11 protein-coding genes are annotated in these 13,978 nt (G+C 75.6%); 1 reads left to right on the top strand and 10 read right to left on the bottom strand.

Features of this window, described 5'->3' with window-relative positions; translation table 11 throughout:
* Nucleotides 1–34 precede the first annotated feature (34 nt).
* From HC251_RS07285 to HC251_RS07275, 3 genes are all read right to left on the bottom strand, one after another.
* Nucleotides 35–1,261: a hypothetical protein gene (locus HC251_RS07285; RefSeq protein WP_219944637.1), complete on the bottom strand. Its 1,227-nt coding sequence runs from the start codon at nt 1,259–1,261 to the stop codon at nt 35–37.
* 158 nt (nt 1,262–1,419) lie between these two features.
* Entirely contained in the window at nt 1,420–2,181 is a 762-nt protein-coding gene (locus HC251_RS07280; protein ID WP_219944636.1) for a hypothetical protein, read from the bottom strand.
* Complete coding sequence (locus HC251_RS07275; protein ID WP_219944635.1) at nt 2,178–4,424, bottom strand: DUF4214 domain-containing protein; 2,247 nt, start codon at nt 4,422–4,424, stop codon at nt 2,178–2,180. Before HC251_RS07275 ends, HC251_RS07280 begins: the two co-directional genes overlap by 4 nt.
* A 183-nt stretch (nt 4,425–4,607) precedes the next feature.
* Between HC251_RS07275 and HC251_RS07270 the strand changes: the two genes are divergently transcribed.
* Nucleotides 4,608–4,910: a hypothetical protein gene (locus HC251_RS07270; RefSeq protein ID WP_219944634.1), complete on the top strand. Its 303-nt coding sequence runs from the start codon at nt 4,608–4,610 to the stop codon at nt 4,908–4,910.
* On the opposite strand, the gene HC251_RS07265 is transcribed toward HC251_RS07270, so the two are convergent.
* Genes HC251_RS07265 through HC251_RS07235 form a run of 7 tightly spaced genes read right to left on the bottom strand, consistent with a single transcriptional unit; the run spans nt 4,892 to nt 13,972 of the window.
* Nucleotides 4,892–6,343, bottom strand: a complete 1,452-nt coding sequence (locus HC251_RS07265; protein WP_219944633.1) for a phosphotransferase — start codon at nt 6,341–6,343, stop codon at nt 4,892–4,894. The genes HC251_RS07270 and HC251_RS07265 overlap by 19 nt on opposite strands.
* On the bottom strand, nt 6,334–7,875 hold the full coding sequence (locus tag HC251_RS07260; RefSeq protein ID WP_219944632.1) for an O-antigen ligase: 1,542 nt from the start codon (nt 7,873–7,875) through the stop codon (nt 6,334–6,336). Before HC251_RS07260 ends, HC251_RS07265 begins: the two co-directional genes overlap by 10 nt.
* On the bottom strand, nt 7,872–9,041 hold the full coding sequence (locus tag HC251_RS07255) for a glycosyltransferase (RefSeq protein WP_219944631.1): 1,170 nt from the start codon (nt 9,039–9,041) through the stop codon (nt 7,872–7,874). Before HC251_RS07255 ends, HC251_RS07260 begins: the two co-directional genes overlap by 4 nt.
* Nucleotides 9,038–10,309 carry a glycosyltransferase gene (locus tag HC251_RS07250; protein ID WP_219944630.1) on the bottom strand — a complete coding sequence of 424 codons (1,272 nt, stop codon included), beginning with the start codon at nt 10,307–10,309 and terminating at the stop codon, nt 9,038–9,040. The genes HC251_RS07255 and HC251_RS07250 overlap by 4 nt, the downstream gene beginning before the upstream one ends.
* Nucleotides 10,306–11,748, bottom strand: a complete 1,443-nt coding sequence (locus HC251_RS07245) for a Wzz/FepE/Etk N-terminal domain-containing protein (RefSeq protein ID WP_219944629.1) — start codon at nt 11,746–11,748, stop codon at nt 10,306–10,308. Before HC251_RS07245 ends, HC251_RS07250 begins: the two co-directional genes overlap by 4 nt.
* Nucleotides 11,739–12,788 (bottom strand): polysaccharide deacetylase family protein, encoded by a 1,050-nt coding sequence (locus HC251_RS07240; protein WP_219944628.1) that lies wholly within the window; start codon nt 12,786–12,788, stop codon nt 11,739–11,741. Before HC251_RS07240 ends, HC251_RS07245 begins: the two co-directional genes overlap by 10 nt.
* Nucleotides 12,788–13,972, bottom strand: coding sequence for an ATP-grasp domain-containing protein (locus HC251_RS07235; protein WP_219944627.1), 1,185 nt, complete (start codon nt 13,970–13,972; stop codon nt 12,788–12,790). Before HC251_RS07235 ends, HC251_RS07240 begins: the two co-directional genes overlap by 1 nt.
* Nucleotides 13,973–13,978 lie beyond the last annotated feature (6 nt).

The raw sequence follows: 13,978 nt of genomic DNA, 5'->3' as shown, positions 1-13,978 counted from the left end.
CCGGTGGACGAGGTGGTGGGACGGTCGACGACGGTCACGCCGGCACCGCCTCTCGTCCCCGGGCTCTCGCCGGCCGGAGCCGGGGCGCGGTCACGCCGAGGGGGTTCCGGCCACCTGGGTGCAAGACGGTGAAGGCCAGGTCGGCGCCGACGCGCTGGAGGGCGTCGGCCACCTGGGTGAGCGGCTCCCGGCGTCCGGTGTCGCGCCGGGACACCAGCACGGTCGAGTCCACGACCCGCGCCCACGCCAGCGTCGCCGGCTCGAGCGTCGCCGGCGGCGCGTGGACGACGACCCGCGCCCCCGACGCGACCAGGTCCTCCACGACCCGGCGGGCGGCGGACGGCTCCACCCGGCCGAGCGATGGGGCGCGCGGCCCTCCCAGAGCCTCGACCCGCCCGCCGAGCACCGTGGGCGCGACCTCCCGGCCCTCCAGCGCCTCGGTCACCCCGGGCCGCTCCTCGAGCCCCATGACGGCGGTGGTCTCCCCCGCGCCTGCGTCGACGACGACGACCCGGTGGCCGTCGGCGGCCCAGGCCGCCGCCAGCTCGAGGGCCAACCGACCGCCACCGTCGAGGGCAGACGTGCCGGTGAGCAGGACCGACGTCGCGCCGGGACGGACCAGGTCGAGGTGCCTGGCCACCACCTGGCCGCCCCGCACCGCGCTGGGCCGACGGGTGACCGCCGGCAGCGTGAGGGCCGGCACCCGCGCCGCCCGTCGCACCTCGGTCACCGACCCGGCCGCATCGCCCAGCAGCTCCAGGACCATGACGAGGGCCAACCCCCCGAGCAGCCCACCGGCGGCGGCGAGGGGGGCGATGACCGCGATGCGGGGGCTGATCGGCGACGACGGCGGCGTCGCCCCGTCGATGAGGGTCAGCCGCCCGGCGAGGGCCGGGGAGTCGTCCGCGGCCAGCCGGATGAGACGTCGGGCCACACCGTTGGCCACCGCGGCGGCATCGGCGGCGGTGTGGGCCCGGGCCCGCACCCGGAGGATCCGGGCCTCCGGGTCGGTCGTCGCCCGCATGCCGGAGTAGAGCTGGTCCGGGTCGACGCCGGTGTCGCGCGCCACGGCCTCGACGGTGGCCGGAGCCCCGGCCAGCTGGACGTAGGTGCCGGTGGCGGCGGTGGCCGCCCGTACGGTGGCGATGTCCGCGTTCAGCGGGCCCACCAGGAGCTTCGCGCGCGCCTCGTAGGTCGGGGTGGCCTGTCGGGCCAGCCCGTACCCGACCAGCAGGGCGATGCCGGTGGCCACGGCGATCACGATCACCCAGCGTCGGATGACCGGGAAGAACCCTCCGGCACCCGACGTCGTGGCTCGGCGATCCGAGCGGCGGGGAGGGGTGCCGCCCGAACCACCGAGCCGGACGGGTGCGGCAGCATCGGCCCGGCAGGGGAACCGGGGGGCTGCCGACCCGTCGATCAAGGCGCCGTCGGTCGAGACCACCGACGGAGGCGGATCGCGGCTCCTCCTGCGACCAGGAGGAGGCCGGCACCGGTGAGGGCGGAGAGGAGCGGGGCCCCGGTCCGGGCCAGGCCCGCGGGGTCGGCCACGTCGGCGGGGTCGGCGACGTCGCCGGAGGCAGCATCGACGTCAGCGACGAGGGCGGCGTCGGTGGCCCCGTCCTCGGGACACGTGATCGTGACCTGCTGGTAGCGCGGCGCCAGGTCGAGCGTCTCGTAGCCGTCCTCGCTGTCGTTCGGCAGCTTGGCGTGGGCCCGGAGATCGTCGTAGGAGCCCGGGGGCAGCGGGGCCCCCATCTCGATCCCCGCCGCCGTCGCACCCTGGAGGTCGACCCACGCGGCGTCCGGTGCCTCCCCGTCGGCACCGTCGGTGCCGCTGACGAGCTTGGGCTCGGACCCCAGGCGGATGTACGCCTCGTCGGGATCGGTCGCCTGCAACCGCAGGCCCGGTCCCGCCATGATCAGCGCGTAGAGCACCTCGTCCGCGCAGTCGTAGCGCAGGGACACCCGGCCCCGCTCCAGGTGAGGGGGGTCGTTGCCCACGAGGGCGAACGCCTCGTCGGCCGGTGTCCACTCCGCCGTCGAGCCGTCGACGGTCGCACCCCCCGGGATCGGCTCCACTGCCGCCGCCGTGAAGGGCGCCAGCAGCAGCCCGGCGGCGACCACGGTGGCAGCGCCGACGGCCACGGGCCAGGCCTTCCGCTGGGCGATGGCGCTCATGACGCCACCCGTGCCCTGTACTCGGAGCCGGCCAGGATCCCGTCGACCACCGCAGCGGTCGACGGCCTGCCCGCCTCGGCCTGGAGCTCCTCCGTGGTCGGGATCCGGTCGAGCATCGAGCAGTAGACCAGCACCACCGACACCGTCCGGACGGTGGAGGTGATGTACTCGCTCGACTCCGAGAAGCCGATCATGACCCAGCCTCGGGACCGGCGGCGAGAGTCGAGCTGAGCGGTCCAGAAGTCGACCCCGGACTTCTCGCCCGGGCGCCCCAGGATGTTCTGGTAGATGAGCTCGACGAACTCGCGGTTGGTCAGGGTGCCGTAGCGCTCGCGGAACTCCCTCAGGCTGGCGAAGTGCTCCGACACCCGTGTGAGGCTCATCCCGGCGTTGCGCTGCTGGACCCAGTACTCGAGGCCGCCCTTGTCCGGCGTGCGCAGGTAGTACGCCAGGTAGAGGCGGGTGATCTGGGCCTGCAAGCCCTTCAGCCCGGTCACCTTGTCGTCGCTCGTCCCGTTGGTCCCCGCCACGCTCGGGTGGGCGAAGAACTCCGGGGCGAGCACGGCGGCCGACCCGGCCTGGTCCTCGGTGACGAGGATCCGTTGGACCTCCGCCTTCTCGGCGTCGGTGGCCGGTCGGCCGAGGAAGTCCTGGGCCTGCCGGTCGGCGAAGGCCGCCGTGCTGGCGAAGGGCTGGTGGTTGTTCGGCGTCACCGACGCGCTCGACGCCGGTGGGCCGACGAGAGCTCCCGACAGCGCCCGGACCTGGAAGGTGCGAGCCACGCCGGTGGGCACCGTCACGGTGATGGGCCCACGGGCGGAGGCGGGCTGGTCGGCCACGGGTGTCGGCAGCGCCGGCGTGGAGGTGATCCGGTACCCGGTGATGGGGCCGCTGCCGGGTGTGGCGGCGGTCCACGAGACCGTGGCGGACCGACGCCCGGCCGTCGCCGTGACCGAGGCGGGCGCGGTCGGGGGCTGGGCGGCCGGCTCCTCGATGGCGACCTCAGCGCTCCAGTAGCGGTCGCTCGTGTTGTCGGCGGCCAGGACGACGAGCTCGCTGGTCGCGGTGACGCCCTGCTTGGTCGACGTGACGTCGGCGATGTTGCCGCCGGTGCGGGTCATCACCGGCGTCCCCTGGGCGGCCGGCGTGAACGACGGCGCCGCCAGCGGCGTCGACTTGTGGTACACGCCCTGGTGGGCCGTGGTGGTCCCGTTGGGCAGGGTGGCGAACAGGTGGGCGACGTTGTTCGTCGTGTCCACCGTGACGACGGGGCGGGTGGCCTCGGTGATGCCAGCCCAGGCGCTCGTCGCCGCCCAGGTCCCCGTCGCACTGCGGGTGAGCAGGGCGACCAGCGTGTTGTTGCTCAGGCCGACCCGGGTCTTGACCGCAGCGACGATCTGGCCGCCGACGGCCTTGAGGCTGATGTGGTCATCGCCCCGGTTGGTCCCGACGAAGGCGGCCTCGCTCGCCGTCCACGTCGCCGCGCCGCTGCCGGCTGCGGTCGAGGTGAACCAGTAGCCGTCGTCCCCGACCGACTGGTCGCCCCACATGATCCCGACCCGGTCTCCGTAGGCGACGAGCGAGGCGATGTCGTCGACGGTGGGTGTGGCGTGGTCCACCGTCAGCGCGGCGGGAGCCGAGAACGTCGCGCCGCCGTCGGTCGAGCGCTGCCAGAGCACCTGGCCGCTCTGGGCCCAGGCGACCCAGACCGCCCCGGTCGAGTCGACGTCCATCGTCGCCGACTCCACCCGGTACTGGTTGACCACCTTGGGGAACCCGGCGACGGGGACGTAGGTGTCCGTCGAGGCGTTGTAGGTGAACTTGGCGAGGCGCGCGAACTGGTCCGGGTCCGTCATGAGCAGGCCATCGGAGTTGTCCAGCTTGCGGTGCGACAGGACGTAGAGGGTGTCGCCCACCGCCACCACGTCCTGCTTGGAGGTGGCCCTCGTGTCGATCACGGCGCTGGTGGGGATCCAGTCGGTTCCCACCCGCTTGTGGACCACGACGTCGGCGTCGGGGCTGCCGCCGCTGCTCGGCTCACCCGTGCGCAACATGGCGGCGAACCACGTGCCGTCGTGGAACCACATCTTGCTCTCGGCCATCGTCACCGTGGGCAGGCCGCTCTCGACGAACGCCGGTCCCTCGATCCCGACGTCGCCCTCGGCGGCACCCGTCGGGGCCCCGGGGGCGATCGCCATCGCCATCGTCATCACCGCCACCAGAGCGGCGCCCACGAGGCTCACCCTCCACCCACGCTGCTCGTCATGCCTGCGTCCCATCGGACCTCCGCTCATCGGTCGTGCCCCTTCGTGCGGCACCACAGGAGTGTCGGAGGGCCTTGGCGAGGCAGGCTCCGCGGGTGGGGTGAGGCAGCCTCCCCTCTTCAGGGCATCCGGTGCGCCCGGTGTGGCTCGTACCGTTGCGCAGTGACCCTGCGAGACGTCGTCGTGCTGGTCGTCGCCGGAGTGGCCGTGGTGCTCGCGGCCGCCTGGTCGATCCGCTACCAGCGGACGTGGGGCAGCCGCTGGACCGTCCAGCTGGTCACCGGCCTGGTCTGCGGCGTCGCCGCCGCGCTGGCGGTGGCGGTCCCCTTCGTCGACGTGGTGCCCGACGCCGAAGAGGGCGTCGTGGCCGCGGGGGGCGCAGTGGTCCTCGCCGTGGTGGGGGCGGGCGTGGGCGTCGTGAACGGCCGTCCCCGCCGGGCGCGCGGTCAGGTGCCGAGGAGCTGACGGAGGCCGGCGGATCGGCGCTGCTCCAAGAGTCGGGCGCACAGCGTCCCGTAGTGCCCGGTCACCCCGGGCGCGAGCCGGGCCGACTCCTTCACCGCCCGGTGCATCCAACAGGTGTGGAAGAGGGCCTCCCCGAGCTCGGGGTCGAGGCCCACGTGGTCTCGGTAGCGCGCGAACCACCCAGCCAGCGTCGTGGTGAGGGCCGATCCCTCGACGAGGTGCCGGTCGATGGCCCGGGCGCGAGTGAGGCCACGACGACGTCCGCTCCGCACCGCGTAGGAGCGGGCGAGGTAGGCGAGGTCCCAGAGAGGCGGGCCGCCGGCGGCGGCGGACTCCCAGTCGAGGATGCGGACGCGACCGTCGACGACGAGGAGGTTCCACGTGCCGAGGTCCCCGTGGACGACGACCGTGGGCACCACGGGCCGCGACGCGACGACGGCGACCTGCTCGGCCAGGAGCTCGGAGACGGTCGGGGACGGGTCGAACGCGGCGACGAACCGCTCCCGCAGCTGGCCGAGGTGCTCCGCCAGGCGGGCTCCGGGCACCACCGCCGGACGAACGTCGGCCAGCTCGCCGGTCGCGGCCGCGGCGTCGGCTGCCAACGGGCAGTCGGGTCGCAGGGTGCTCGCCTCGAGGAACGGGCGCCCCCACAGGCCCTGCTCGACCACCGCCGCCGTGCCGCCCACGTCGAGCTGGTCGAGCACGGCCGGCGCCCGGGACGAGAGGAAGCCCGGCGCGGCGACGGCCAGCGCCCGGAGCGCGGCCACCTCGTTCCGCACCCTGTCGTCCGCGCGCGGGTCCTGGGCCAGCTTCACCACCGCCCCCCCCTCGCCGTCGTGCCGGGGGCGCAGCAGGGCCACGGCCTTCTGCGACGGGTAGGCCCCAGGGGTCTCGAGGGTCCAGGCCGAGGACGGGTCCCACCCGACGCGCGCCCCGATGGCGGCCAGCCATGCCGGGGGCCGGTCGGGCGGGCCCCGGCGCGAGGCCACGACCCCGTCCCCGAGCGGGCTGCGACGCCAGTGGCTCGCGCGGTCGTCGCCCAACCACCGGAGAGAGGCGAAGCCCGCGGCCGTGAGTGCGTGCTCACGACGGCGTGCCCGCCGCCCTGGCATCCACACGGCACCGTCCTCGGTGCAGCTGCGGACCAGCCACGTCAGCGCTCGCCGGTCGGTGAAGGCCCCTGCGGCGTCGGAGCCCACCACCACCAGCGCCGCAGGACGGGTGAGGCCACGAGGGCCCCCGACCCACCGGGTCGGGGCGGCGACGCTGCGCAGCCACCGCTCCACGCCCGGGTCGGCCTCGCCGACGATGAGGACGGACGCCGGCGCCGGGTCGTCGAGGAGGAGGCGCCACCGGGGCCACCGCACGAGGAGCGGTCGGTTGTCCCCCGGCGGGTCCGGGGTCCACGGCCGCAGGCCGGCGGTCACGGGCACGTCGGCTCCGGGACCGGGGCGTCGGCGGGCTCCACCCGGGACGGGGCCCCGTCGGTGGCGTCGTCGACCACGCCCATGGCCGCGGCCAGCCCGGCGAACAGCCAGAAGTAGCGGATGTAGGCGAAGTGCAGGAACAGCCCGGTGGTGAGGTAGACCACGATGGCCATGGCGTACCCGGTGGCCAGGGCGGAGAGATCAGGCCGGGACGCCGCGAACCGGCGGCGCACGGCCGCCAGCGGCCGCAGGATCGTGACGACGATGCCGACGAACGCGCCGATCCCGAGCGCACCGGTGTCGGCGGCGATGCCGAGGTAGAGGTTGTGGGCCTCGCGGTCGACGCCGACGATCCGATCGGCGCCGAGCCGTCGCGCCTCGTCCTGGAAGTACGTGGGGAAGAGCCCCGGCCCCACGCCGACGAGCGGGTGGTGCACGAACACGGCGACGGCGGCCGACGCCTCGACGGCCCGGTTCGAGAAGGAGCCGTCGGTCTCGCCGCCCTCGGCGACGGCATCCCCGCCCGTTGCCGAGCTCCGCGCCGTCACGACGGTCGAGGCCCGTGACGCGAACACGGGCGCGCCGACGGCGAGCGCCACCACGACGAGGGCGAGGGCGGCGACGGTCGCCGCCCGGGGCACCCATCGGAGCATCACCGCCACGAGCGTCGCCAGGACCAACCCGACGGCTGCGCCCCTCGAGTAGGTCAGGACGATCCCCGCGCCGATGGCGGGGACCGCGGCCAGGGCGATCAGGCGGACGGTGCGGGACCGATCTCGGGCCGCGAGGGCGACGGCGAGGGGGATCACCAGGGCCAGGCACTGGGCCCACCGGTTCTGCTCACCCACGGGCCCGGCATGACGGCTCTCGCCCTCCTGCCCCGCGGCCTCGTCCTCGGCCACCACGGCATCGCTCACCTGGGCGAAGCCGTAGGCGTCGCCGTCCTCGACGATCCCGCTCTCCTGCGCCACCGAGAGGAGGGACAGGGCCGCAGCGGACATGACCAGCACGACCGCGCACGCTCGGATGACGTCGGCGCCTCGCGCCGCGTTGGCGAGCAGGATCCACAGGGCCATGCCCTCGACGACGAAGGTCGTGACGTCGTTGAGCGACGTGGCCGGTTGGCGGCTGGTGGCGCCGCCCACCAGCTGGACCACGAGGAAGGCGACGACCCACGGGGTGGCACGGGGCAGCACGAGGGGCTGGCGCTCGATGCACGTCCGGTGGCCGATGGTCACCAGCAGGAGGAGGGGGACCAGGGCGGCGAACAGCTTGGGCACGCCGTGCTCGGTCGTGGCGACGACGACCGCGTTGGAGAAGACGAGACCGACGCACACGACAGTGGCCGCCTGCGGCCGATCGCCGATGACGAGGGCGGCCACGGCCGCCCCGGCCGCCAGGGCGGCGATCGGCTGGTCGAGGGCCACGGTCGCCGTCGCCGCGGCGACGAGGACGGCGACGATGGGCGGGGCGAACCGGTGCCCCCACGCCCGCACGGCCAGCTCGGTCCGGCGGTGGTCGACCGTCGTGGCCGTCACCCGGGACCGTCCTCGGGCCGTCGGGCCGGGCTCCACTGCTCGATGCGGCGTCCCCGGAGGACGTTGGTCGCCGCGACCAGTCCGGCGGCGTTCACCATGGCGAAGTAGGCGGCCATGCCGCACGGGCGCGACCGTCCGAGCCGACTCGTGGGTCGGGTGAGGCCCACGACGGCCAGCCCGTAGAGGCCGGTCTGGGCCAGCGTCGCGGCGCGGTAGGCCGATCCCCTGCGCCAGGAGAGGGCGGCGGCCACCGCGGTGACGGAGAGGGGCACGCCCATGAGGCGGCGGAGGACCTTGTGGTGCAGGAGCTGGACGGCGTAGAAGCCGTGGCGGCGCGGGTCGAGGAGGGCACGACGCAGGACCACCCCCTGGAGCCCGCGGGTCATGACCCGGACCTTGCGGGCCATCTCGGCGTCGGGGCTGGCGGCGACCGGCTCCCACACGACGGCGTCGGACGCGAACACGAGGCGCTTCCCCTGGGCGATGACCCCGGTCGACGTGACGAAGTCGTCGGTGACCCCGGCGGGGACCTCCCCCACCAGGTCCCGGCGGACCGCGTACAGCGCCCCTGTCGCGCTGATGACGTTCCCGCCCGTGCTCTCGGCCACCTTGAGGAGGCGGTCGAAGTCCCAGTACCGGCGCTCGCCGGTGGTCGTGCCGGCGGCGTCGCCCGCCTCGGAGTCCGGCGGGAGGTACCGCTGGTCGCCGGCGACGCCTCCGACGGTGGGGTCGGCGAGCGGGCGCACCAGCTCGGCCAGGGTCGTGGGGGTGAACCGGCTGTTCGCGTCGGTGAACACCACCACCTCGCCGGTCGCCTCCGCGAGGGCGGCGTTGAGGGCGGCCGCCTTGCCGACCGGAGGCAGGTCGACGAGCCGGACGCGCGGGCCCCGGGCCCGGACGACGTCGGCGGTCCGGTCGGTCGACCCGTCGGAGGCGACCACGACCTCGAGACGGTCAGCCGGGTAGTCCGAGCCGACGACGCTGTCGAGCTTGGCGCCCAGCTCGGCCTCCTCGTCACGGGCCGCCACGACCACGCTCACCGTCGGGGTGACCGGCCCGCCGTGGAGCGGGAGGGGGCGGAGGACGGCCCGGGCCGCGACCACCGCGGGGAAGACGACGTACGTCTCGACGATCACGGCGACGGCGAGCCAGAAGGCGGCGATCACGACGTCGCCCCACCGAAGAGGCCGACCAGCCGGCGGGCCGAGGCATCGAGGGAGAAGTCGGCGGCGACGCGCTCGGCGGCCCGCTCGACCCGTGCCTCGGCGGCGACGGGATCGTCGAGGACGCGGCCGATGGCGGCGGCGACGGCGCCGGGGTCGCCCGGGGGGACGAGCAGCCCGGTCACCTCGTCCTCGACCGCCTCGGGGATGCCCGACAGGCGGCTGGCGACGACGGGGACGCCCACCGCCATGGCCTCGAGCACGACGACGGGCAGCCCCTCGCGGCGACCGTCGGTCGAGGCGACGCTGGGAGCCACGAGGACGTCGGCCTCGGCGAGGACCGCCACGACCTCGGGGCGGGCGACGCGACCCGTGATGCGCACCCGACCGGCGAGGCCGGCGCGCTCGGCCCGCTCCTCGAGCGCGTCGCGGTCGGGTCCGTCGCCCACGAGCGTGCACATGATGTCGCGGCCCTCGTCGACCAGCAGTCGACAGGCATCGACGAGGGTGGCCTGGCCCTTCACCTCGTGCAGCGTCCCGACGCAGCAGACGCGCACCGGGCCGGGGTGGCCGGCGGTCGAGCGCGGGCGCCGGGGCAGCTGGTCAGGGTCGATGCCGCACCGGACGACGTGCACCTTGTCGGCGACGGCGTCGCCGCACTCGGCGAGGATGACGGCACGGTTCGCCTGCGACACCGTCACCACGAAGGCGGCGTCGGCGACCTTGGTGCCGAGCATGCTGCGGTCGCGGTGGAGGTCCGAGCCGTGGGCGGTGAAGCTGTAGGGCAGCCCGGTGAGGCGGTGGACCACCCACCCGACCGCCGCCGGGTGGGTGGCGAAGTGGCAGTGGACGTGGTCGACACCGTCGTCGGCGAGACGGCGAGCCAGGTCGACGGCGTACGGGAAGGCCGCCAGCCCACCGACCAGCAGGCGGCGGCTGCGGCGCGTCTCCCAGACGATCGTCCCCAGCGCCCGCACCACCGGGCCGGGGCGACGGACGACGCCCCGGAGGAACCCGGCCAGCACGCCCGGAGAGCCCAGACGCCGGTGCTCCACCCGACCCTCGAGAGCGGCCACGCGAGGCTGGACGACGTCGGCCCGCTCGCGGTGGAGCGGGTGGAGGACGACGTCGGCCCCGGCGGCGACGACCGCCAGTGCCTCGTCGACGACGAAGGTCTCGGTCAACCGCGGGAAGCGCGAGACCACGTAGGCGACCCGGGGGCCCCGGTGCGCGTCGGCGGCCGAGGGTTCGGAGGCGAGCGTGGCCGTCACCCCGTCGCCGCCTCGGCCACATCGACGTCGTCGTCACCGCCGGCCCGGCGGGTCGCGGTCGACGACGGGCGCGAGCGCGCGGCCCGCGAACCCGTCCCCTTCGCCGCCGGCTTGCGGGGTGCGCCGCCCTTGGCCTTGCTCCCCGACCCCGCTCGCGACCGTCCACCGTCGCTGCTGCTGCGGTTCCTCGCGGTCGCGGGGGTCTGGGGGGCTCCCGCCGTCTCGTCGTGGGGCGCGCCCGGTCCCGACGCGGCGGGGACGTCGGGACCGGGCGCACGGCGCCGAGCTCGGGGTGGGTCGAGCTCGGCGGGAAGGCGGCCCTCGTGGAGGAGGACGAAGGGGACGTCCGCTCCCGTGGCCTGGAGGTTGCCGGCGGCGTCGCGCACGTGCGCCAGCCGGGTGGTGAAGCGGCGGACGCCGAGCAGCGTGGCGTCGGCCACGTGGGCCCACACCAGGGCGGCGGTGCTCGTCAGGGGCGATGAGGTGACCACGATGAGGAGAGCCCCGTCGCCCGTGTGCGCCTCCACCAGGGCCCGGGCGGCGTCCTCGGTGATGGCGTCGCTCGCGGGTGCGCCGGGCTCCGGCTCGCCCCCCCAGGGGCGGAGCACGTCGCCGGTGGCGTCGAGCACCGTGACGACGGGGCGCCGGGTCCTCCAGATCCGCGCCAGGGCGACGGCGATGCCGGCCGTCCCGTCGCGGTCCACGGCCCCGGCGACCACGACGCAGCGCATCTCGGGGTGCGCCAGCTCGACCTGTGTGGCGACGACGCTGAGCGGGTCGGGCTGGCGGCGGCTCGAGGACCACCGCCGCCGCCGGGGCACCGCCAGCGCGGCCACGCCGGTGGCCTCTCCCACCCTCGCCGTCGTCTCGGCGGCATCGCTGACGAACTCGTAGAGCAGGACGATGGCGGCCGCGCCCAGGAGGCCCGCCACTGCGGCGAGGGGGATCACGAGGTCGCCCCGGGGGGTGACCGGTCGCTCGGGCGCCGACGCCGGGTCGATGAGCCGCAGCTGGCCCTCGGGACGGACGGCACCTTCCCGGCTCTGGTCGATCAGGTCGGTGGTGATGGCGTCGGCGACCGCCTTGGCGGTGGCGGCCTCGTCGGCGCGGGCCTTGATGGTCAAGAACCGCGTCGTGCCGTTGGCCGTGGCCCTCACCCCCTCCTCGAGGTCGGAGGGGCGCACGCCCGTCTCCTCCGCCACCCGCTCCAGCAGCGACTCGCTGGTGGCCAGCTCGGCGTAGGTCTGGGCCAGCGACCCCGACGCCCGCATGGTGTCGCTGTCGGTGTTGAGGGGCCCCACGAGCATCACGGCCGACGACTCGTAGCCCTCCTCGGCCGACGACGAGAACCGCCAGCCGATGAGTGCTGCGATCGCAGTGGCGATCACGATCACCAGGATCCAGCGCCGCAGGACCGGCAGAAGTCCGTTCAGCTCCACGTCTGACCTCCTCGCGCCGGGAGGGACGCGCGCACGCGGCTGCGGGCGGCGAGGGCGCCGGCGCGCGCCCTGTGCGGAGTGGGGTGGAGCTGCAGGCGCACCAACCCCTCGGTCGAGCCCGGCCCGACGTTGACCCGACGGAGCTGGTCCCACCTGGGAGCGACCCCGTCGTTCACGCCGCGCTCGGTCGTCATGCTGATCGAGAGGCCGGCCCGGGCGGCCGCGGCCCGGACCCGGCCGTCGCTGGCACCGCCCGGTGCCGCGAACAGCGGCCTCGCCCGCGGGCCGACCCGGTCGACCAGGTCGGCCCACGACCCTCCCACCTCGTCCTCGATGCCCGCCGACGACAGGGAGGGCAGGAACGGATGGGTGCGGGAGTGCGGCGCCAGCGCCAGCCCCTCGGTCGCCATCCGGGTGAGGGCGTCCCAGTCGGCCACGTCGGGCTCCAGCGGACCGGCCTCGGACCCGGCGCTGATCTCGTCGACCAGGGCCTGTCCCTCGGCAGGGGGCCGACCGGCGACCTCGGCCCGCAGGGCTCGGAAGGATGCGGCCACGTCGGCCGCCGTCGCCGTGGGCCACCGCCGCCCGGCGGCCGCGAGGGACGGGCGCCCCGCGCCTCGCAGGGCGTGGTGGAGCCGGTCCCACCAGAACGTCCGGGTGGTGTCGGGGTACGCGGTCGGGACGAAGAGGGTCGCCGGGACGCCGGCGGCCCTCAGCGCCGGCCAGGCGTGGCGCTCGGTGCACCCGTAGCCGTCGTCGAGCGTGACGTGGACGGCCCGGGCCGGGAGAGGCCGATCGCCGGCGCAGGCGGCGAGCAGGTCGTCGCACGAGACCGGCTGGGCGTGGCGGGTGAGGACGCCCAGGTGGGCTGCGAAGGCCTCCGGGTCGACGCGGATCCCGGGGTGCAGCTCGGGGCGCTCGTCCGCCGGCGCGACCCGGTGGTAGGTGAGCACGGCCAGGGTCGGGCGCCGGCGCGGCAGGCGGTCGAGCGCGGCAGCCAGGACCGCAGCCCCGCTCTCCAGGCCCGCAGACGGCGCCATCACCGGTGCACCACCTTCCGTGCGGCGTGGCCGAGCGCGTGGCGGACGCCGACCGCGAGCGGTCGGCGATCATCGGCCGCGAGGAGGTCCTCGCCCTGGCCGGGGCGCAGCAGGTCGACGACGGCCGCCACCCCGTCCCGCCGGGTGAGGTCGACGAGGGCCGACGAGCGACGGCCCTTGGCGAGGACGGAGCCGATCCACACCAGCTCGAGGTCGAGGTTGCGAGCCCGGACGCCGACGGCGTAGTCGGTGTCGGCGGGACGGGCCGCCTCGTCGCCGAGGTGGACGGCGAGCAGGTGGCCGGGGACGTCGCACCCGGAGCGGACGGCCAGCGGCAGCGAGCCCCACAGCCGCCCGTTGAGCTCCATCAGCGAGGCCCCACCCGGGCCCACCTTGAACTCGACCATGGCGGCTCCGGTCCAGCCGAGCGCCGAGAGCAGCGCGGTCGCGTGGTCCGCCAGGTCCGGGTCGAGCGGGTCGGTCTCGCGCCGCGAGCTGGCCCCGCCGGAGACCGGCACCTCGTGGATCCGACGGTGCTGCACGAGGGCGACGGGCCGGCCGTGGTCGGCGACGAGGCCGATGCCCACCCCGGTCCCCGGGTGGTGGCGCTGCAGGAGCACGCGCTGACCGGCGGCGACGACGGCGTCGACCGCCTCCCGGTCCGTCCAGGCGTACGAGACCGTGCCCCGTCGCAGCCGCCCGTCGGCGGCGACGAGGCGCGACCGGTCCGGCTTGACGACCACGGGCGACCCCAGGCGGGCGATGCTGCCGCGGGCCGCCGACGGGTCCTCGACGACCTCGTGGTCCGGCACCGGGACGCCCCGCGAGCGCGCCAGGTGCACCGTCTCGACCTTGCTGCCCGCCCGGTCGACGGCGATGGGGTCGGCCGTGGCCAGGACGCAGCCATCGGGCATCTCGGCGCCGGTGGCGAGGAGCGGCACGATGGTGTCGTCGGTGACGGGGATGACGATGTCGACGGCGTGACGGGCGGCCAGGCCGACGATCGCCTCGGCCGTCGCCGCCACCCCCGCCACCTCGGGTGCCGGGTAGGTGCCGTGAGCGCTGGCGTAGCGGGAGGAGCCGGCCACCGTGGTGGTGACCGTGTCGGCGGTGATGACCGTGTGGCCGGCCCGGCCGAGGGCGCGGACGACCGCCAGCGCGCTCCCGCGGCACGCGTCCGTCACGAGGAC

It is taken from the genome of Iamia sp. SCSIO 61187 (assembly GCF_019443745.1).
Taxonomy (GTDB): domain Bacteria; phylum Actinomycetota; class Acidimicrobiia; order Acidimicrobiales; family Iamiaceae; genus Iamia.
Note: the sequence above shows the minus strand (reverse complement) of the source record. Positions and strands in the feature narration are given on the sequence as shown.

Bases quoted from the DNA above. Each gene is read 5' to 3' on its own strand.
- HC251_RS07280 (WP_219944636.1), bottom strand. From the start codon at position 2,181: ATGAGCGCCATCGCCCAGCGGAAGGCCTGGCCCGTGGCCGTCGGCGCT.
- HC251_RS07240 (WP_219944628.1), bottom strand. From the start codon at position 12,788: ATGGCGCCGTCTGCGGGCCTGGAGAGCGGGGCTGCGGTCCTGGCTGCC.